Genomic DNA, 18,743 nt, shown 5'->3' on the forward strand with positions numbered 1-18,743 from the left:
GCGAGGTGCTCGCGGCAGCCAAAAAGCATGAAATACGAAGCAGATTTGATCAATTTTGAACGGCAGCCGTTTTTGAAAGCGCCGATGGCTCAATAGCCGAAAAATAGCGGTCTACTTCAGACCATCCTTAGTGTAAAATATTGTTCTCTCGTCCGCGATGTCAAATGGAAGTCTAGTACCTTGTTCAGCCAAGGTAATTACTGGCTTTCCTGTTGCGTGCCTAACAGCTAATTCGTACATCACATTGGGGTTCAGTTCAGATAAATTGCAAATCACCAGATCATCTTCGAGAACATGCTCAATAACTTGCTTAGTTATTGAACCCGTTAGCGAAATCTTGTGCGCGACGAAGACTTCGTACCCCATACCTTCCAAAAGCGGTTCTAAAACGCTAGCAATTAACCCGTCAGCGGCTCTGCGCGTTGTCGAATCAGTTCCACCAATCGGTGTAACTACAAACACTTTCTTTCGCGTCGAACTGCTGGCCCTTGGCCCTTCTTTGACGTCAGTTTTTTTAGCATCGACCATCACATCACCCTTTGCAACCAAGGCTAATAAGCCGGAGATCATAGTTCAAATTGCCATCATCTGAAAATTTTTACTTTGAGGGGAACTTTATGACCTACAAGCGGCACGATGAAAGCAAACTCGACCGCGTCATCCGCAAGATCAAGCGCTGTCTCGCTCTATCGAAAAGCTCGAATGGGAACGAAGCCGCCACGGCCCTGCGTCAAGCGCAGGCGCTGATGCGCGAGAACCGCCTCACCGAAATGGACGTGCACCTGAGTGATGTGGGCGAAGTCGAGTCGGAGAAAGCCAGGGCCAAGCGCAGGCCAACTAGGGACCTGCATCTGGGCTCGATTGTTGGAGAGGCATTCGGAGTTCGTTCGTTCTCCAGGCGCAGTTGGTGTAAATCGACAAGCCGCGTCATGGACCGCGAGTTGTTTGTGGGAGTGAGTCCGGCCCCGCAGATCGCTATGTACGCCTACGAAGCACTGCTGACCAAGCTAACCCAGGCGCGGCGTGAGTATGTGTCGCAAGTTCGAGCTGGCAAGCAACGCAGTTCCTATTCACCTGAAACTGCTGGAGATCATTTTGCACTGGCCTGGATGTCGGCAGTGCGCGACAAAATTCACGAACTGGTGCCCCGGGGTGAAGAAGATCTCGCCATTGGCCAGCACTCCAATGGCCGCGAGCTGGTGGCAGTCGAAGCGAAAGACAAAGCCCTGATCGAGCAGTACCTGTCAGGGAGAGAGGTTGGCAAGGCCAGGAAAACCCGCGAGATCGAGCTCGACCTTGATGCTCAGATTGCCGGGCTGCTCGCCGGTCAGCGGGTGGAGTTCAATCCGGGGCTGGCCACTGGCGGCCAGGAGGCCCTACAGATCGGCATCGCCTGACAAGGAGACCACCATGAGCACATTCGCAGTCTTCGGCATGACCGCCGACGTAGCGATGGCTGAGGCCAGGAAGACCGTCAAGACGACCAGGCCGAGCGGTAAAGCTGGCTGCCCCCCCTGGAGCTAACCCAGGCTGAATGGAATCTGGCCGTTGAGCACCAGGCGGCCAAGATCATGGCCGGCGAGAAAGTGAAGCAGCTGAGCCAGATGTTCGACGCACCGCAGTACGCCCAGCAGTTCATAGAGCTGGCCAGGAAGTCAGGCCAGTGCCGCGATCTGCGCATCAGGGCGAAATGCGAACTCACCGATTCCAGGCGGGGGGCCTGTAAGCAAGCACAAAACCCATAGCCTTCGCGTCCGGATGGAGCGCGTGTGTCGCTCGTTGCTGATCACGCACCACGTCGCTGTGGTGAACATCGACCCTAACAGCAAGCAGTGCCTGGTCAACTGGAAGAACTGCAAATCTATTGGGGTCGCGCCACGAGGCAATCACCTGACCATGCACCTCACCGACGTGGTCGAGGCGGTCTACAACGACCTTCGTGGCTCGGTCAACAAAAACGACTTGGTGGCATCCGGTTGGATCGTCATGCCCGCCGACACCACGCTGGACGAAACGCAGACCGCCACCACGGTCTTCGTTGCCGTTGGCGCATGGTATCAGCAGAAAGCAACATCAAACATAGCGGACCTGATTACTTATTGTTAAATTCAGTAGTCGCTTTACTTGGATTCGTGTTTCGATTTCGAGTAACCGGCTTACGTTGCGCAACTGATGGACCGGCCCCAGCAGAATTAGGCGACAAATTCTTCAAAATAGCCAGCTGCGTATCTTTGATTGCAGAGTTGAACCCATCCATAATTTCCGGATCCGGATCATCATTCTTCTTGTATTCAGCGTACTCAGTCGATAGATCCTTATGCTGAATTTTCAAAGAGCGATGCTGTATCTTGCGCCACCCCCAACCAAAAACGATTGAAAATACGTTGTTTGCAGCTAGGGCCACCACGGTCATGGAATACAGTAATATTTGTTTTGCGTCGCTTGTGTCAGGAAGTTTTTGAATGAAATACAGAAAAGCGGCCCCAACAAAACCAGCTGAAGCATCTGTCAAAGACAGCACTTTATCGCCCTGATCTTTAGACATAACTCACCTATACAAGATCGGGAAACTTGGCACTGACTGAGATGTAAGCATTATCCAAAATAGCCACGACAATATGCGCACACTTTTTGAAGTCTGCATCACCAACAAACATCAGATCACAAGAAAACTGAATGGTCTCATCACCATCATGACGTTTTTCAAAATTACACTTCACATACTTATAACCGGCATTAATGAACTGCAAAAGCTTATATCTCTCGGCGCTATCCGTATTTTTATCACCATCTATAGACGCCCCGAGGTTAAATGACAAATACTCTGGCGAGGCAGGATCGAAGCTTAGCGAATACCCATAACTTATTAACTTAAAAAAGATAGCATCATCAAAAACACCTACAACCTCAAAGCCAGCGTCTTTCAGAAGACGTTCGTACTTAGTGGATTTACGCTCATCAACTACTGCCACCTGCCCTGTATCCACTAACCACCTCTACGAAAACGAATAGCACTTATCGAAAATTATTCAATCACGAATTCAAGGGCATCTGTAACCCTTCATGATTTTCGACCCTTTTACCTCACAACCCCTCATTAATCCAGTCCCGGCGAGGACCGCCCATGTCTCCCTACCGCCTGCACGGCAAGACCGTCCTGAGTTTTTCAGGCGGCCGCACCAGCGCGTACATGCTGCGCCAGGTGCTCGACCACAACGAGGACTTGAGCGACCTGCTCGTGCTTTTCGCCAACACCGGCAAGGAGCATCCCGCCACCTTGGAATTCGTCCGCGAGTGCGCAGAGCGCTGGGCGGTGCCGATTACCTGGTTGGAGTATCGCGATGACGATCAGGGCTTTGCCGTGGTGGACTTCGACACCTGCAGCCGCGACGGCCAGCCGTTCGAGGCAGTCATTCGCAAGCGCAAGTATCTGCCCAATCCGGTGACCAGGTTCTGCACCATTGACCTGAAGATTCGGATCATCCACAAATACCTGCGCAGCCTGGGCCTGTCCACGGAGGATGAGCCGGTCGACATGATGACCGGCATCCGCGCCGACGAGCCGCGCAGGGTCGTGAAGATCCGGAACAGGGGCAGCACCAGCGAGAGCAAGCACGCCACGATGATCATGCCCCTGGCGGATGCCGGCGCCGGTGTGCAGGACGTGACGGACTTCTGGGCTACCCAGCCATTCGACTTGATGCTGTCCACCGTCAACGGCCGGACGCTGGAGGGGAACTGCGACCTGTGCTTCCTCAAGCCGCTGAACCAGGTCTACTCGATCATTGCCAGTGACCGCAGCCGCGGCGACTGGTGGGCGACGCAGGAGCGGGTGACGCGGTCTACAGGCCAGTTCGCCGGTGACGGGGCGCGCTTCCGCAAGGATCGGCCCAGCTACCAGCAAATGATGGATTACGCGGAGATCCAGTACGACCTGTTCGCCGAAGTCGATGAACCAATTGGGTGTTTTTGCGGCGACTGAGGTACTACAGCGCCTCCTGCATTATTTTCAGGTCCATCGCCTCTATGTGTTCTTTATGTAACTGCACACACATAAGCTTCACATACTCTTCAGCCTCATGAAGGCTACTCCACGTTCCATTACTCTCAATAATATAGGGTCCAAAATTTTCTCCAACTGGGTACTCACCGTTAACAATTGCGAAATCAGGAACACCCGAAAACTCGTGCGACCAAACATACCTTCTATATATTTGAGCTTCGCCTATCAAAAGTGGTTTATAAACTGGCCTTCTCATTTCGGCGCACCGCCCGGCCATCTCGGACTGCGGAAACTCATGAGACACAACCCCTGCTGGAACGGGGAGCCGCAATCGAATTTCACGAACCAAATCTCGTTTGTAGCGAAGTATGTTTACCACATGCAATTGCGATTGTTTTTTCTGCAAAAAATCCGGAATAAGTGAGGCTGCGTACCCGCCGAAATTTACGCTGTCTTTCAGATAACTCAAATCTTTTGCTATAGCAGGCGATAGCTCTGCAACTGGAATTTGCGCAAGCTGGTCAGAAACGGCATCCCAGGATCGCCCTTGGTGGCTATTGTGATAGCGAACCATCTTCACCAACTCTTGCTGAGGATCATGAAATACATCAGTAAGTGCCCACATCAAATCAAGGGCATCATCTGATATGACACGTAAAATTTGTGCTAAGTCATTTTGTCTATTTTTTGATGCGACTCTTGAATGCCATATGGGCAAGTATGCAGCGACGCCTACCGCAACTATCGTCCCGACCGCCTGTACCCAACTGGCCCACTCTGCCGCAGTGAGATTAATTAGCGCAAAAAAATACAGCAGTGATAGGGCCAAAAGCACACTTGGAACCGAGGGCCAAGCCTCCCTAGCATATCCAATCGCCTTTTTAACCGGGCAGTTTTTCTGCTTTTCCATTTAGGAACTGCCTTTATCAACGTAAAAGTATAAGCACATACGTAAAGGTATCCCCATGCCCACAGAAAACCGATCCAGCAACACCGAACAGATGGTCAGCGTGCCGATGAGTATGCTGGAGAAATGCCTTCATGATGCAAGGCTGGTGCGCTTCACATGCGACAAGCACGTGCTGCATTTGCAGGATCTTCTCGCCCATACAGCCCCCCAGCACCAGGGCGAGCCGGTGGTGCTTCCTGCCTGTAAAGCCAAGTTGAGCATGTCGCACGACTGGGATCAGGGATATTCCGAAGGTTGGAGCGCCTGCCTCGACGAAATCGCCAAGCTTGGGCCGCTCTATGCCCGCGCCGCCGTGGAGCGTCAGCCATAGCAGGAGAACATTTGTACTCTACCCGACGAAGCGCCATCGACTGCTGAGCGAAGCGGGAACAAAATACTGTTTATTTGAACAGCATCCCCTATGCACTTCCTCATCGTTCCAATGCGTGTGCGCGGCGTGCCGCGTAGCCAGAAAGAGATCCGGAAAACGAAGCCCATTCAGGGTGACGTGCACCTGCACCTGGATAATTTAGCCCCACTTGGCCGAGCTTCGAACTCGGCGTCGATCCTGAACGTGCACCCCGGAAAGCCTGCATTGCCGCCTCTCTATGAAGCCGTGATGACGGGCATGTCGACCATGGGCGCCACGTTCACCGGCATCGAGTTCATCGACGGCGTGGCCTACGCGCAGTCCTGGTGGGTTCGCGTTCCGTAGCAACACCTCTTCCCCTCTCCCCTCTATTCACTGCCGCGATATGGCGGCCAAGGCGAAGCTATGTCTCAAGCAAAGGAACGACCGATCTTGTTTAACGGGCCGATGGTCCGCGCCTTACTGGAAGGCCGGAAGACGGTCACCCGCCGGCCGGTGAAAGGCGGCCAGATCCCACGCCTGGAGTATCCAGACAGCGCGGAGTCTTGGGTTGCCGTAGGCCAGCATCACCCGCGTTACGGGTTCGTCGTGCATGGTAAAACCGAGGAAGAATGCGCCGCCAAAGTGGGTGAGTTGGGCGCTTGCCCATTCGGTCAACCAAGGGACCGCCTGTGGGTGCGGGAGACGTTCATGGATCTTCGCGGCACAGGGGTCGAGCACCGGCCAACGCCAGACAGCGCTACGCCTATGCCGCAGAATGCCCGCCAGGTTCGTTCTCTGATGAGACGCGCAAGGACTTCGGCTTGAAGTGGAAGCCCAGCATCCATATGCCTCGGGCGGCCTGCCGCATCCTGCTGGAAATCACCGACGTGCGTGTCGAGCGCCTGCAGGCCATCACAGCAGAACAGGCTGAAGCTGAAGGCGTCGATGCTGCCATGTGCCGCCAGTACCTGGAAACATCTCCTTCGCGCCATGAGTGCAAGGCTGCGGCAATTCACGGGTTCGCGGGTCTATGGCAGTCAACCGGGGGAGACTGGAACGCCAACCCATGGGTCTGGGTCGTCAAGTTCAAGCGGGTGCAGCCATGACCCGCCTCGCCCTCTGCCTCCTGCTGCTGGCCACCGGCGCCGGCGCCACCGAGAACGTCACCGACGTCGAGCACGACAGCCAGCGCGGCGTCACCTGCTACATCCTCAACGGCGTTGGGATCAGTTTCATCCCCGACAGCCAGCTGCAGGCCGGCAACGAGCGCCAGCTCTCCCCGCACGAAACCCAACCCGAACCCACACCCGCTCTGGCGCCTGGACGCTGGATTGATGAGAGGTATCAGCTGTGAGCAAGTACCGCAAAGGTCAGCTTTACACCCGTCGCATGCGCCCGTCCGACGACAGCGACAGTTGGCGCCTGGCAATGCGCCTGGCCTTCTACACAACGATGCTGCGCAGTGGCGATTACAAGAACGCATACGTGCTCTGCCGCCACGGCGTGAAAGGGATAATGGAAGTTGGTCGGAGCCGTAAGGACCTGACCTCCACCCTGTTCATGTCCGGTTGCCGGAACTTCAAGGATATCCAGTGCAAGAGCAAGTTCGGCAACATCGAGCGCGCCAAAGCGGCCAAGGCCAAGCAGGTGGTGCCATGACCGACCTGATCGAAGTGAAGACGGCCGACCTGGGCGGCGAGCAGCTGGCCTGGGCGGTCGCCAAGGCCGAGGGGCTGGATGTGCATGTGGCAAAGCCGCACTACGGCACGCCGGCCAGGGTGTTCGTCCAGTACCGCGGCGACGCAACCGAGCGATGCGAGCGGTACAACCCGCAAGAGAGCTGGATGCTTGGCGGGCAGTTGATTGAAAAGTACCGCGTCGGCTTTGGCCTCTACTCGGATTCGTTCTTTGCCGTCACCGGGCTGGATGACGCCTCAGGGGACGCGGACGGTTCGACCCACCTACTCGCTGCATGCCGCGCCATAACCGCCGCCAAGCTCGGCGATACGGTCCAGGTGCCCAAGGAGCTGATGCCATGATCATTTCCAATGCAGTGGTGCCGGACGCCGGCACGGGCATGCTCCCGCTGAGTGCTCAGAAATTTGGGCGCTGGGGAGAGACCCACCAATGCCACGCACACACCGGTAGCAACTGCAGTACCTGCGGCGGAACCGGCTACCGCTCTATCTGTAACCGCACCGACTGCCATGAGCACGGTTGCCAAGGCGGGGCCTGCTCCAGCACCAAAGAGCAGTTCGCGGCCCAACAAAGCAACAGCCTCAAGTAACCCACTCCCCTACAACTCAAGCCCGCCGACATGCGCGGGCATGGAGAGCTATTGCCGCCAATCTGCGGCTTGGAGCCTACCCATGGAAACCGAGATCCTTTCGGACGAAGAGCTGGCTGACCTGACTGGCTACAAGGCCAGGGGCTGGCAGCGTCGCTGGCTCACTGACCGCAACTGGCACTTCGTCGAGAGCCGCGGTGGGCGCCCCCTGGTGGGCCGCCAGTACGCGCGCATGAAGCTTGGCATCACGCTCGGCGTTCTGCCTGTTACACCCCCGCCCCTGCCGACCACGGCCTGGACACCTGACTTTTCCCGAGTGAAATGAAATGCGCCCCAGAAGTACCGAGAATCGCGACCTGCCGCCGGGTGTTTACCGGCGCAAGCGCACAAGGAAGAACGGCAAGGTATGGGTCGGGTACTACTACCGAGACCCGGTCGGCAAGGAGATTCCCCTCGGTACGGATCTGACCCAAGCCAAGCTCAAATGGGCCGAGCTGGAGGCGAAAACCATACCGGCCGAACTCACGACCATGAAAGGGATCTTCGATCAGTACGAACGACACATCTTGCCTAAGAAAGCGCCCCGCACCCAGAAGGACAACATCTACGAACTGAAGCAACTGAGGATGGTGTTCGATTCGGCGCCTATCGATGCCATCACACCAGCCATGATCGCGCAGTACAGGGATAGTCGATCCGCGAAGACCAGGGCCAATCGTGAGATCGCGCTTCTGTCGCACGTATTCAACACGGCTCGCGAGTGGGGGCTGACGACGCAGCAGAATCCATGCCTGGGGGTGAGAAAAAACAAGGAGAAGCCCCGCGACTACTACGCTAACGAGGCAGTATGGCGAGCGGTGTATGAAGAGGCCCCGGTGGAGCTGAAGGACGCGATGGACCTGGCATACCTGACCGGCCAGCGGCCAGCGGACGTGCTGTCCATGCGAAAGGACGACTTGGAAGGGGCCTACCTGCTGGTCAGCCAGGGCAAAACCGGTAAGCGACTGAGGATCATCTTGGAAGTTAATGGGGTGAACAACAGCCTGGGCACACTTCTGGATCGCATCAAGCTTAGGAATCGAGAGCATCTGTCGCCATTCTTCATCCTGAGCGCCAGCGGCAAACGGCTGTCTTGGGAGATGCTGCGCAACCGGTGGCAGGAGGCACGGGAGTCTGCCCGACTGAAAGCCATCAGCGAGAAGCAGCCTGAGCTCGCCAACCGAATCGCGCAATTTCAGTTCCGCGACATCCGCCCCAAGGCGGCTTCGGAGATCACAGATCTGGGCGATGCCAGCTTGCTGCTTGGCCACTCGAAAGAAGGCATTACCGAGCGCGTTTACCGCAGGATCGGCGCCATCGCGAAGCCTTCTAAATAGAAAAGTTTCGGAACTCCACGCTCAAAGTTTCGGAACTCAGGCCTTTTCTTTCGCCCAAAGAAAAACCCCGCAGACGTTGATCTGCGGGGCTTTCAATAATGGAGGCCGAGGTCGGAATCGAACCGGCGTAGACGGATTTGCAATCCGGAGCATAACCACTTTGCTACTCGGCCTCAAATGACTGAACCCTCTGAAGCAGCTCAATCACGTACAAACTGTAGAGATTTGCATCTCATTGAAAACGTTGAGATTTTTATTTCTCGTCGCTTTCGATGGACGCCATTATGTCCGCATTCGGGAGGGCTTGCAACCCCCTGATTTAAAAAAGATTTGGGGTGGGTTTTCGCCAACGGGGTCATGCGGCGGCAGGCTCTCCTGCCCCGCGGCTGACTTCGAACACGCCCACCAGCTTCTGCAGCTTGTTCGCATTCAAGCGCACGGTCTCGGCACTGGTGTGCAGCACTGTCACGGTCTGGCGCATTTCCAGTGACGCCTGATCTACCTCCTTGATGGTGCGCCCGTACTCGAGGCTGCGCTGGTTGAGCTGCTGGATGATGCCGAACATGTTCTCCACGGCCCGGTGCAATTGCACGTTCTCGGACGAGGCCTGCTCGGCCAGGCGCAGGCTGTCATCCACGTCCTGCACGCCGCTCTGCATGAAGCCCACGGCCTGCTGCGTCTCGCTGTGCAAACCGTCGACCATCGTACGGATATCGTCGGCCGCCCGTGCCGTGCGCGCCGCCAGGCTGCGCACCTCGTCGGCCACCACCGCAAAGCCGCGACCATGCTCGCCGGCACGCGCCGCCTCGATGGCGGCATTGAGCGCCAGCAGGTTGGTCTGGCTGGTGATGTCGCTGATCAGCCCGGTGATGTTGCCGATCTCGGCCATGCGGCTGTCCAGCAACCTGACACTGGACGATGAACGCTGCACCACATCGCGTATCGACTGGGTGCCCGCCTGCACGGTCAGGAACTGCTCCCGCGCCCGGCTGACCACCTCGTCCATGGCCTGCTTCATCTGCTCGGCGCCGGCCGAGGCCTGCTGAATCTCGCCCAGTTGCTCCTCCACGATCACCATCATGCGGTGCACGGCATCGGCCACCTCCTCGGAGGTGAGGCTGGCGGCCTGGCTGCGCCCCAGCATCATCTGGTTGGTGGTGCCCACGCTGTGGCTGGCCTTGATCACCTGCCCCACCACCGCGTCCAGATGGTCGATGAAGCTGTTGATCCAGCGCCCCATGTCGCCGGTCTCGTCATTGGCCATGCGCGTGGTGTCCAGGCGCTGGCGCAGGTTGCCCTCGCCTTCGGCGATGGCCCTGATCACGCCGGTCATCTCGCTCAGGCGCGCGGCGAGGCGCCGCGGCCCCAGCACGCTGAACACCAGCGCGGCCAGCAGCAGGCTCACGCCCTCGCACGCATCGATCAGGCCCTGGTCGAGGCCGCTGTAGTGCTGCACCAGGTAGTTGCTGACGAACAGGCCGAGCATCGTCGCCAGGTACGGCTTCATCAGGCCGTAGCTCAGCGAGCGCCGCCGGTACACCTCCTCCAGGTCGGCTTCGCACATCATGCCCCAGCGGTCCGGCGAACCGGGCAACTGAAAGGTCACACCCTTGCCCACCACGGGAATGTGGCGGTAGTCCGAGTAGCCGGGGTAGCTCACGAACAGGTTGGCGCCGGTGCGGATGGTTTCGCGCACGCCAGGGTGCAATTGCCCGGTGGCCGGGTCGGTGAAGCGCAGCTCAAGCTCGGTGTGGCGCTGCACCTGCACGGTCTTCCACGGGGTGTGCACGCCGCTCTTGAGGTTCTCGCCGTGGCTGAAGGTGCCGTCCTCGAAGCGCGAGCGCGACAAGGCCACCCCCGGCTGCAGGCCGGGGTCGAAACGCGACTGCACCATGAACAGGTAGTTGTCCCCGGACTCGGCAAAGATATGCCCGGCCTCGCGCTGGATCAGGTCGCCCAGTACGTCGTTGGGCACCCGTGCGCACAGGCAGCCCACCACCTGGCGGTCGACCTTGATCGGCTGGTAGAACATCAGCGTCACTTCATCATGAAAGCTGGAGGTCGACGGGCCGATCGCCAGGGTCAGCGGGTCGCTGTAGGGCCCATGCAGAAACGGCGCCTTCAGCCCCTCGGCCAGCGGCCGTGGGTCGATGCGCGGGCGCGTGCCCTGGCCGCGCCAGGTCGAGGCAAGCACCTCGCCCGCCGCATCCACCACGAACAACTCGGAAAAGTCTTCGGCCTGGGCCAGCTTCTGCTGCAATACCTGCCCATCGAGGCTGCGGATGTCGCTGCCGGCACTGGCGGCCAGCTCCGCCAGGTGCTCCCACTGCTCCTGGGCCCAGCCCTGCAGCAACTTGACGCGGGTTTGCGCAATGGCTTCGAAGGTCTGCCCGATCACCGGGTACGCCGATCGGTTGAGGCGGCAGGCCCAGCCCATGGCCAGTTTGCCGGTCCTGCCAAACCATGGCAGCCAGCGCTTTTCTGCGGCGGACAGTTGCATGCAATTGTTCGATAGCGACATTTACATCTCCCGATACGACATTCCTTTGTCCATTCGGCAGGCAACTACCAGGCCAACGCAAAAAACCACCTTGAAAACCGACGCGCAAGCCAGCCAGATAGCACTCTGCCAGCCCCTTCCATGCCCCCTGCGAACCCACCTTTTCTGCGCCCCGAAACGGCGCATGAACGCGCTTGTGTGCACCGCAGGAGTGCGCAGATGAAATGTCCTACAATCCTTGCCTTTGCTGCTCAAGCGGCCGCTCGCCACGCCGATAACCCGACCAGACGAAACAACAATTAAACGGCGTCAGCGGAGCGGATATGAACATCAAACAGAAACTCACGTGGGGCTTCGCGACCATCGCCTGCGTACCGATACTGGTCGTCGCTACGCTGGTGATACTCAACATCCGCCTGGAAGCGCGGGACAACTTCGTCGACGGCAGCGACCGCGAGATTCGACAGGTGGCCAATGCCATGCAGTTGTTCTTCGACGGCATCAGCCAGAACATCGAATTTCTCAGCAAGCTGCCCATGCTGCAGAACACCGACGCCAGCCTGAAGAAGTACATTTCGCCCGACGCCCCCACGCTGCCGATGGGGCCGCAGGACAAACCGGTGTTCGACTACTTTGCCCGCCTCGGCGCCAGCCACCCGGCCTATGGCTACATCTCCATCGGCACCACCGAGGGCGGCTACATCTCATGGCCCGAAGACCCCAGCCTGGCCAACTACGATCCGCGCCAGCGCCCCTGGTTCAAGATGGCCCAGGCCAACCCGGGCAAGACCCTGCGTACCGCCGCCTACTACTGGGCCAACGACGACGCGGTACTGGTCAGCACCGTGCGCAGCCTGCCCAACGCGCTGGGCGCCAACGGCGGCGTGGTGAGCGTGGATGTGTCGCTCAAGCAACTGACCGAGATCATCAAGCAGCTCAAGCTGGGTGAAACCGGCTACGTGATGCTGCTGGAGCAGAGCGGCAACATCCTGGTCGACCCCAAGCAGCCGGCGCACAACTTCAAACAGCTCGACAGCCTCGGCCAGGGCTATGCGCAACTGGCCAAGACTACCCAGGGGCTGGTGGAGATCGAGCTTGACGGTGAGCGCTACATGGCCAACGTGTGGCCTTCCGAGCAACTGGGCTGGCGCTTCATCGGCCTGGTCAAGCAGAGTGAAGTGATGGCCTCGGCCACCCGCCTCACCTGGCTGATCGTCGGCATTGCCGCCGCGCTTGGGCTGCTGTTCGCCTTCGTCGGTGCCAGCTTTGCCAAGGTCATCGTGCGCCCGATCAACGACGTGTCCCACGGCCTGGAAGGCATCGCCCAGGGCGAAGGCGACCTGACCCGCAACCTGCATGTGCGCGGCAACGACGAAACGGCCCAGCTCTCGGGCTGGTTCAACCAGTTCCTGGGCGCGATCCGCAGCCTGATCCAGCACATCATGCACGCCGCCGATGGCATCCTGACCAACTCCCACAGCGCCACCAGCGTGTCCAACGAAATGGCCGACGCCGCCAGTCGCCAGCGCGAGGCCGTGGACATGGTGTCGACCGCCTTCCATGAAATGGTCGCCACCGCCAACGAGGTCGCGCGTTCGTGCAGCCAGGCCGCCGAGTCGGCCGACAACGGCCAGCGCCAGGCTTCCGAGGGCCAGCAGCAGATCGACGCCGCCGTGGGCAGCGTCGACCAGCTCAGCCAGGAAATCGCCCAGTCGGCGCAATCCATGCAGCAGCTGGAGCGCGACAGCAACGCCATCCAGTCGATCCTCAGCACCATCCGCTCGATTGCCGAACAGACCAACCTGCTGGCCCTGAACGCGGCCATCGAGGCGGCGCGGGCCGGCGAGCAGGGTCGCGGCTTTGCCGTGGTGGCCGACGAAGTGCGTGCGCTGGCCAAGCGCACGGCCGACTCCACCGCCGAGATCGACGGCATCCTCGCCAACCTGGCCCGCGGCACCAGCCAGGTCGCAGCACAGATGAACACCAGCCTGAGCCTGTCGCAGGACTCGGTCAGCCGCATCGGCGAGGCACGCACCCGCTTTGGCCAGATCCGCGAGTCGGTGGACATGATCCGCGACATGAACACCCAGATCGCCACCGCCGCCGAAGAGCAGCACCAGGTGGCCGAAAGCATCAACCAACACATCAGCCAGATCCACGGCGATGCGCAGCGGGTGGCGCAACTGGCCAGTGAAGCCAAGAGCGATGCGTTCAACCTGACCCAGCTGTCCAACGAAATGAACACGCTGGTACGGCGCTTCAAAACCTGAAAAAAAGGCGCTGCACGATTTATTTTGCAGCGCCTCTGTCACTTTTTGTTTCTCGTGCGGCAACAGGGTTACTGAGAACCATTCACATCAGGAACCTGACCCCATGTCCGTTGCCGCCCCTACGCCCCGCCCTCACCTGCTGGCGCTTGCGATTGCCTGCGCCGGTATCGCCACGCCGCTGCTGGCCGCCGATGAACAGGCTGTGCCCCAAGCCCGGCTGAACCTGCCGCAAACCGACGTCAACGCCACCCGCATCGCCGACGGCAGCGCCGAAGCCGGCTACCTCACCGACTCGCTGAAGAACGTCGGCGCCCTGGGCGGCATGGCCCTCAAGGACACGCCCTATTCGATCAGCGTGGTGTCCAGCGAGCTGATCCGCAACACCCAGGCCACCTCCACCGACGACATCTTCAAGCTCAGCCCCTTCACCCAGTTCACCTCGCCCTCGGGCGCCGGCTATGCCAGTTCGGTGGCGATCCGCGGTTTCAACGACCTGGGCAATCTCAACATCGCCAACGACGGCCTGCGTTTCAGCAATGGCTCCGACAGCGGCAACTTCGTCGAGGAGATGGAGCGCCTGGAGATCGTCACCGGCCTCAGCGGCTTCCTGTATGGCCCCGGCAGCCCGGGCGGGCTGGTCAACTACGTGCTCAAGCGCCCCACCTACGAGCGCTACAACAGCGTGACCCTGGGCAACGCCGGCGGCGAGAACGCCTATGTGCACGGCGACTTCGGCGGCCCGATCGACGATCAGGGCGTGCTGGCCTACCGCGTCAACGTGCTGGCCCAGGACGGCGAGACCGCCATCGACCTGCAGAACCGCCGTCGCAAGATGGTCAGCCTGGCGCTGGACTGGAACGTCAGCGACGACCTGCTGGTGCAGTTCGACGCCTCGTACAAGAAAAACCAGACCCACGGCCTGACCAGCTACTGGTACTTCGCCGACCAGCGCCTGCGCCCCGACGCCGATCAGTTGGACAACGACAAGCTCTACAGCCAGCGCTGGGCGTTCTCCGACAGCGAGCACGAGCGCGTCGGCAGCCGCTTCAACTGGCGCCTGAACGAGGTGTTCAGCCTGCGCGGCGCGGTGGCCCACGACCGCAACCGCACCCAGTACGCCTACACCGGCCCCACCGTGACCTCGCCCGGGGTCTACAGCCAACCGCTGTACGCCTTCGCCCCGGTCGAGCGCGAGGAAACCTCGGCCTACCTGTTCGCCGACGCGGCCTTCGACACCGCCAGCATCGGCCACAAGGTCACCTTCGGCTATCAGGGCAACGTGGCGCGGGTACGCGACTACACCGACTACATTCCCTTCCCGGGCCCGCAGTACCAGCCGGTGGGCGGCAACGGCTCGATCCCGCTGGATGAAACCCCGCAGTACGCCAAGCCCGACTACTCCATCGGCCACGGCGACCAGCGCCTGTCCTCGCGCACCCAGGCCGACAACCTGCTGCTGGGCGATGTGATCACCTTCAACGGACAATGGTCGACCATCCTCGGGGTCACCCGCACCCGCATCAAGACCTTCAGCGACAACTTCGTGTGGGCCGAATCGCTCGGCACCCCGAGCCAGATCGACAACTACAACCAGAGCAAGACCTCGCCCAACGTCTCGCTGATCTACAAGCCGCTGCCCTGGCTGACCACCTACGCCACCTACATCGAAGGCCTGCAGGCCGGCGGCATCGCGCCCAACACCGCACTCAACGCCGGCCAGGCCATGGCCCCGGCCATCAGCGAGCAGTACGAGGTGGGGGTCAAGGCCGAAGTGGGCGAAGCCCTGCTGACCCTGGCACTGTTCAACATCGACAAGCCCAATGGCTACACCAACCAGCAGCAGATCTACGTGCAGGACGGACGCCAGGAGAACAACGGCCTGGAGTTCGGCATCACCGGCAAGGTCACCCCGCAGCTGACCCTGGTCAGCGGCCTGACCCTGCTCGACCCCCAGGTGAAGAAGGCGGCCAACGCCAGCATCGAGGGCAACAAGCCGGTGGGCGTGGCCAGCCAGCTGGCCAAGGTGTACGCCGAATACGACCTGAACGGCGTGCCCGGATTCGCCGTGACCGGCGGCGCCTATTACACCGGCAAGCAGTACGTGGATGAGGCCAACCACTACAGCCTGCCGTCGTTCACCACCTTCGATGCCGGTGCGCGTTATCGCCTGCCGCTGGCGGACAACGCCCTGACCCTGCGCGCCAACGTCAGCAACCTGACCAACAAGGCGTACTGGCTGAGCGACCACTTCCTGGGCGCGCCGCGTACCCTGACGTTCTCGGCACAGCTGGAGTTCTGAGCCCCTTCGCCGGCATTGCCGGCTCCTGCACGGGCGCACGCAGCCTGCAGGAGCCGGCGTTGCTGGCCAAATGCCCACCTCGCGCCGCGCAAATCCCTGAGCGCCGCCAAAATCAGTACCAAAGAACCATTGCCGTTCGCATCCGGCCCTGATATTGAGTGTGCCGCTTTGCGCACCCGCGCCTTTCGTTTCCTCTTGCCCACCCCGCTGGCTTCATCCCCACGCGATCCGAGATGCCGACATGATTGAAAACTCCGATGTAATGTATCGCCTGCTGGTACAGAGCGTGATCGATTACGCGATCTACATGCTGACCCCGGAGGGTGTGGTCAGCAACTGGAACGCCGGGGCGCAGCGGGCCAAGGGGTATACCGGCGAAGAGATCATCGGCGAGCATTTCTCGGTGTTCTACAGCGCCGAGGAGCGCGCCACGCAGTTGCCGCAGAAAAACCTGCAGACCGCCCGCGACCAGGGCCGCTTCGAGGCCGAGGGCTGGCGCCTGCGCAAGGACGGCAGTGCGTTCTGGGCGCACGTGGTGATCGACGCGGTGCATGACGACGACGGCCACCTGGTCGGCTTTGCCAAGGTTACCCGCGACTGCACCGAACAGCGCCGCGCCCTGCTCGAACAACGTGAACAGGAGCGTCACTTCCGCCTGCTGGTACAAGGCGTGAACGACTACGCCATCTACATGCTCGACCCGCTGGGCCATGTGATCAACTGGAACGCCGGCGCCGAGCGGGCCAAGGGCTACACCCACGACGAGATCGTCGGCCAGCATTTCTCGGTGTTCTACACCCCGGCGGACCGCGCCGCCGGCCTGCCCGCCCAGTGCCTGGACGCCGCACGCCAGACCGGCCGCTTCGAGGCCCAGGGCCTGCGCCAGCGCAAGGACGGCTCGCACTTCTGGACCAACGGGGTGATCGAAGCCATCCACGACGACGATGGCCAGCTGCTGGGGTTCGCCAAGATCACCCGCGACATCACCGAGCGCCGCCAGTACGAACTCGACCTGCTGGCAGCCAAGGAGCTGGCCGAAGCGCAGAGCGAGAAAATGGCCGCGCTGTCGCAGTTTCTCGACTCGGTGATCAGCAACATCCCGTCCAGCGTGATGGTGCTGGACGTGGCGTCACGCCAGATCCTGCTGGCCAACCCGCAGGCCGAGAAGCTGTTCTCCAGCCAGCAGTGCGCCCTGGTCGGCAGTACCCCGCAGCAGAGCCTGGTGCCGGTGATGGCCGGCTACCTCGAACACCTCACCGAGCATTGCCTGAACCACAACGGCCTGCACCTGACCGAAGACCACCTCGACACCCCGCTGGGCCGACGCACCCTGCGCTCACGCACCCTGCTCAGCCGCAACCCGCAGGTGGGTGCGGGCCACTATGTGCTGCAGATCGCCGACGACGTCACCGACGAGATCGCCGCGCACGCGCAGATTCACCACATGGCGCACCACGACGAACTCACCGGCCTGCCCAACCGCACGCTGTTCCACAACTGCCTGGAAGAGGCGCTGGCCGACGGGCAGGCGCGCCAGCACATGACTGCGGCGCTGTGTCTGGACCTGGACAATTTCAAGAACATCAACGATGCCTTGGGGCATGCCTTCGGCGACCGCCTGCTGCGCGCCCTGGGCCAGCGCCTGCGCAGCGTGCTGCGCGACCAGGACACCCTGGCGCGCCTGGGCGGTGACGAGTTCGCCGTGGTGCTGCCACACCTGGCGCGCCTCGAGGATGCCCAGCGCACCGCCACGCGCCTGATCGAGGCAGTGGCGCCGGCGTTCCTGATCGACGGCCACAGTTTCTCGGTGGGCCTGAGCGTGGGTATCGCCATCGCGCCGGTCGACCACCACAAGGCCGACCAGTTGCTGCGCTACGCCGACATGGCGCTGTACGAGGCCAAGCGCAACGGGCGCAACCGCTACGAGCTGTTCCACCCCGAGCTCGACGAAGCCGCGCGGCGCCGCCGCATCATGGAAACCGACCTGCGCACCGCGCTGCACCTGGGCCAGATGCACATGCACTACCAGCCGATCATCGGCAACGACGGGCAGATCACCGGCTACGAGGCGCTGATGCGCTGGCAGCACCCGGTCAAGGGGCAGGTCATGCCGATGGACTTCATCCCGATTGCCGAAGAGACCGGGCTGATCCACGAGGTGGGTACGCGGGCGCTGAACCTGGCCTGCCAGGAGGCCGCCAGCTGGGCCACCGAGCAATCGGTGGCGGTCAACCTGTCGCCGGTGCAGTTCAAGAACAGCGACCTGGTGGAAGTGGTGCAGCTTGCGCTGACCGACGCCAGGCTCGACCCGTCGCGCCTGGAACTGGAGATCACCGAATCGGTGCTGCTGGAGAACAGCGACGGCAACCTGCGTACCCTGCAGGCGCTCAAGGACATGGGCGTGCGTATTGCCCTGGACGACTTCGGTACCGGCTACTCCTCGCTGGGCTACCTGCGCTCGTTCCCGTTCGACCGGATCAAGATCGACAAGTCGTTCGTGCACGACATGGGCGAAAGCCGCGAGGCGATGTCGATCATCCGCGCCATTACCGGCATGAGCAGCAGCCTGCTGATCAACACCACCGCCGAGGGGGTGGAGACCGAGGCGCAGTTCAAGCAATTGCAGGCCGAAGGCTGCTCGCATTTTCAGGGGTATCTGTTCGGGCATCCGCAGCCGGCTGACAAGCGCCAGAAGGGAGGCCGGTAG

The 18,743-nt window shown here is 60.7% G+C and carries 17 protein-coding genes, 1 tRNA gene and 4 pseudogenes; 16 read left to right on the forward strand and 6 right to left on the reverse strand.

Annotation, left to right across the window (positions count from 1 at the left end; translation table 11 throughout):
- Positions 1-111: 111 nt before the first annotated feature.
- Entirely contained in the window at positions 112-570 is a 459-nt protein-coding gene (locus tag MF6396_RS16830; RefSeq protein ID WP_238596451.1) for a hypothetical protein, read from the reverse strand.
- A 47-nt stretch (positions 571-617) separates the two neighbouring features.
- Here MF6396_RS16830 and MF6396_RS16835 point away from each other — a divergent pair, with 47 nt between their 5' ends.
- A complete protein-coding gene (locus MF6396_RS16835) occupies positions 618-1,397 on the forward strand; it encodes a DUF2786 domain-containing protein (protein ID WP_078481009.1) in 780 nt (259 codons plus the stop codon).
- A 409-nt stretch (positions 1,398-1,806) separates the two neighbouring features.
- Positions 1,807-2,106: a hypothetical protein gene (locus MF6396_RS16845; RefSeq protein WP_443217210.1), complete on the forward strand. Its 300-nt coding sequence runs from the start codon at positions 1,807-1,809 to the stop codon at positions 2,104-2,106.
- On the opposite strand, the gene MF6396_RS28470 is transcribed toward MF6396_RS16845, so the two are convergent.
- Positions 2,093-2,545: a hypothetical protein gene (locus MF6396_RS28470; RefSeq protein WP_153046097.1), complete on the reverse strand. Its 453-nt coding sequence runs from the start codon at positions 2,543-2,545 to the stop codon at positions 2,093-2,095. The two genes, MF6396_RS16845 and MF6396_RS28470, sit on opposite strands and share 14 nt — an antisense overlap.
- Positions 2,546-2,552: 7 nt before the next feature.
- Positions 2,553-2,972 carry a hypothetical protein gene (locus tag MF6396_RS28475; RefSeq protein WP_153046098.1) on the reverse strand — a complete coding sequence of 140 codons (420 nt, stop codon included), beginning with the start codon at positions 2,970-2,972 and terminating at the stop codon, positions 2,553-2,555.
- A gap of 152 nt (positions 2,973-3,124) precedes the next feature.
- Between MF6396_RS28475 and MF6396_RS16855 the strand changes: the two genes are divergently transcribed.
- A complete protein-coding gene (locus MF6396_RS16855) occupies positions 3,125-3,982 on the forward strand; it encodes a phosphoadenosine phosphosulfate reductase domain-containing protein (protein WP_078481013.1) in 858 nt (285 codons plus the stop codon).
- A gap of 4 nt (positions 3,983-3,986) precedes the next feature.
- On the opposite strand, the gene MF6396_RS28480 is transcribed toward MF6396_RS16855, so the two are convergent.
- Positions 3,987-4,913 carry a hypothetical protein gene (locus tag MF6396_RS28480; protein ID WP_153046099.1) on the reverse strand — a complete coding sequence of 309 codons (927 nt, stop codon included), beginning with the start codon at positions 4,911-4,913 and terminating at the stop codon, positions 3,987-3,989.
- A 55-nt stretch (positions 4,914-4,968) separates the two neighbouring features.
- Between MF6396_RS28480 and MF6396_RS16860 the strand changes: the two genes are divergently transcribed.
- The 9 genes and pseudogenes from MF6396_RS16860 (at position 4,969) to MF6396_RS16900 (ending at position 8,967) form a co-directional block, all read left to right on the forward strand.
- The gene (locus MF6396_RS16860; RefSeq protein WP_078481015.1) at positions 4,969-5,283 is read left to right on the forward strand and encodes a hypothetical protein; all 315 of its coding nucleotides are present in this window, start codon (positions 4,969-4,971) and stop codon (positions 5,281-5,283) included.
- Positions 5,284-5,373: 90 nt separating this feature from the next.
- Entirely contained in the window at positions 5,374-5,667 is a 294-nt protein-coding gene (locus tag MF6396_RS16865; RefSeq protein WP_078481016.1) for a hypothetical protein, read from the forward strand.
- Between the two features lie 60 nt (positions 5,668-5,727).
- Positions 5,728-6,410: pseudogene (locus tag MF6396_RS29505) on the forward strand (hypothetical protein).
- On the forward strand, positions 6,407-6,658 hold the full coding sequence (locus tag MF6396_RS16875; protein WP_078481018.1) for a hypothetical protein: 252 nt from the start codon (positions 6,407-6,409) through the stop codon (positions 6,656-6,658). The pseudogene MF6396_RS29505 and the gene MF6396_RS16875 overlap by 4 nt, the downstream one beginning before the upstream one ends.
- Positions 6,655-6,963: a hypothetical protein gene (locus tag MF6396_RS16880; RefSeq protein ID WP_078481019.1), complete on the forward strand. Its 309-nt coding sequence runs from the start codon at positions 6,655-6,657 to the stop codon at positions 6,961-6,963. Before MF6396_RS16875 ends, MF6396_RS16880 begins: the two co-directional genes overlap by 4 nt.
- Positions 6,960-7,343: a phage protein NinX family protein gene (locus MF6396_RS16885; protein WP_078481021.1), complete on the forward strand. Its 384-nt coding sequence runs from the start codon at positions 6,960-6,962 to the stop codon at positions 7,341-7,343. The genes MF6396_RS16880 and MF6396_RS16885 overlap by 4 nt, the downstream gene beginning before the upstream one ends.
- Positions 7,340-7,591 (forward strand): hypothetical protein, encoded by a 252-nt coding sequence (locus tag MF6396_RS16890; RefSeq protein WP_078481022.1) that lies wholly within the window; start codon positions 7,340-7,342, stop codon positions 7,589-7,591. The genes MF6396_RS16885 and MF6396_RS16890 overlap by 4 nt, the downstream gene beginning before the upstream one ends.
- An 82-nt stretch (positions 7,592-7,673) precedes the next feature.
- The gene (locus MF6396_RS16895) at positions 7,674-7,916 is read left to right on the forward strand and encodes a DUF4224 domain-containing protein (protein ID WP_078481024.1); all 243 of its coding nucleotides are present in this window, start codon (positions 7,674-7,676) and stop codon (positions 7,914-7,916) included.
- A 1-nt stretch (position 7,917) separates the two neighbouring features.
- Positions 7,918-8,967, forward strand: coding sequence for a tyrosine-type recombinase/integrase (locus tag MF6396_RS16900; RefSeq protein WP_078481025.1), 1,050 nt, complete (start codon positions 7,918-7,920; stop codon positions 8,965-8,967).
- 99 nt (positions 8,968-9,066) lie between these two features.
- On the opposite strand, the gene MF6396_RS16905 is transcribed toward MF6396_RS16900, so the two are convergent.
- Both MF6396_RS16905 and MF6396_RS16910 read right to left on the reverse strand, forming a co-directional pair.
- Positions 9,067-9,140, reverse strand: a tRNA-Cys gene (locus MF6396_RS16905).
- A 182-nt stretch (positions 9,141-9,322) separates the two neighbouring features.
- The gene (locus tag MF6396_RS16910) at positions 9,323-11,488 is read right to left on the reverse strand and encodes a methyl-accepting chemotaxis protein (RefSeq protein WP_058540377.1); all 2,166 of its coding nucleotides are present in this window, start codon (positions 11,486-11,488) and stop codon (positions 9,323-9,325) included.
- A 458-nt stretch (positions 11,489-11,946) separates the two neighbouring features.
- On the opposite strand from MF6396_RS16910, the pseudogene MF6396_RS29510 reads away from it, so the two are divergent.
- The 4 genes and pseudogenes from MF6396_RS29510 to MF6396_RS16925 all read left to right on the forward strand — a co-directional run.
- Positions 11,947-12,879: pseudogene (locus tag MF6396_RS29510) on the forward strand (cache domain-containing sensor histidine kinase); the annotation flags it as partial.
- A gap of 261 nt (positions 12,880-13,140) precedes the next feature.
- Positions 13,141-13,737 (forward strand): annotated as a pseudogene (locus tag MF6396_RS29515) (methyl-accepting chemotaxis protein); the annotation flags it as partial.
- 208 nt (positions 13,738-13,945) lie between these two features.
- Positions 13,946-16,036: pseudogene (locus MF6396_RS16920) on the forward strand (TonB-dependent receptor); the annotation flags it as partial.
- Positions 16,037-16,277: 241 nt separating this feature from the next.
- Positions 16,278-18,743: a sensor domain-containing protein gene (locus tag MF6396_RS16925; protein WP_078481031.1), complete on the forward strand. Its 2,466-nt coding sequence runs from the start codon at positions 16,278-16,280 to the stop codon at positions 18,741-18,743.

Source organism: Pseudomonas sp. MF6396 (genome assembly GCF_002018915.1).
GTDB lineage: Bacteria > Pseudomonadota > Gammaproteobacteria > Pseudomonadales > Pseudomonadaceae > Aquipseudomonas > Aquipseudomonas palmensis.

Coding starts and splice junctions, on each gene's coding strand:
- MF6396_RS16835 (WP_078481009.1), top strand. CDS start 618: ATGACCTACAAGCGGCACGATGAAAGCAAACTCGACCGCGTCATCCGC.
- MF6396_RS16885 (WP_078481021.1), top strand. CDS start 6,960: ATGACCGACCTGATCGAAGTGAAGACGGCCGACCTGGGCGGCGAGCAG.
- MF6396_RS16860 (WP_078481015.1), top strand. CDS start 4,969: ATGCCCACAGAAAACCGATCCAGCAACACCGAACAGATGGTCAGCGTG.
- MF6396_RS16830 (WP_238596451.1), bottom strand. CDS start 570: ATGATCTCCGGCTTATTAGCCTTGGTTGCAAAGGGTGATGTGATGGTC.
- MF6396_RS28470 (WP_153046097.1), bottom strand. CDS start 2,545: ATGTCTAAAGATCAGGGCGATAAAGTGCTGTCTTTGACAGATGCTTCA.
- MF6396_RS16865 (WP_078481016.1), top strand. CDS start 5,374: ATGCACTTCCTCATCGTTCCAATGCGTGTGCGCGGCGTGCCGCGTAGC.
- MF6396_RS16910 (WP_058540377.1), bottom strand. CDS start 11,488: ATGTCGCTATCGAACAATTGCATGCAACTGTCCGCCGCAGAAAAGCGC.
- MF6396_RS16895 (WP_078481024.1), top strand. CDS start 7,674: ATGGAAACCGAGATCCTTTCGGACGAAGAGCTGGCTGACCTGACTGGC.
- MF6396_RS16890 (WP_078481022.1), top strand. CDS start 7,340: ATGATCATTTCCAATGCAGTGGTGCCGGACGCCGGCACGGGCATGCTC.
- MF6396_RS16855 (WP_078481013.1), top strand. CDS start 3,125: ATGTCTCCCTACCGCCTGCACGGCAAGACCGTCCTGAGTTTTTCAGGC.
- MF6396_RS16900 (WP_078481025.1), top strand. CDS start 7,918: ATGCGCCCCAGAAGTACCGAGAATCGCGACCTGCCGCCGGGTGTTTAC.
- MF6396_RS28480 (WP_153046099.1), bottom strand. CDS start 4,913: ATGGAAAAGCAGAAAAACTGCCCGGTTAAAAAGGCGATTGGATATGCT.
- MF6396_RS16925 (WP_078481031.1), top strand. CDS start 16,278: ATGATTGAAAACTCCGATGTAATGTATCGCCTGCTGGTACAGAGCGTG.
- MF6396_RS16875 (WP_078481018.1), top strand. CDS start 6,407: ATGACCCGCCTCGCCCTCTGCCTCCTGCTGCTGGCCACCGGCGCCGGC.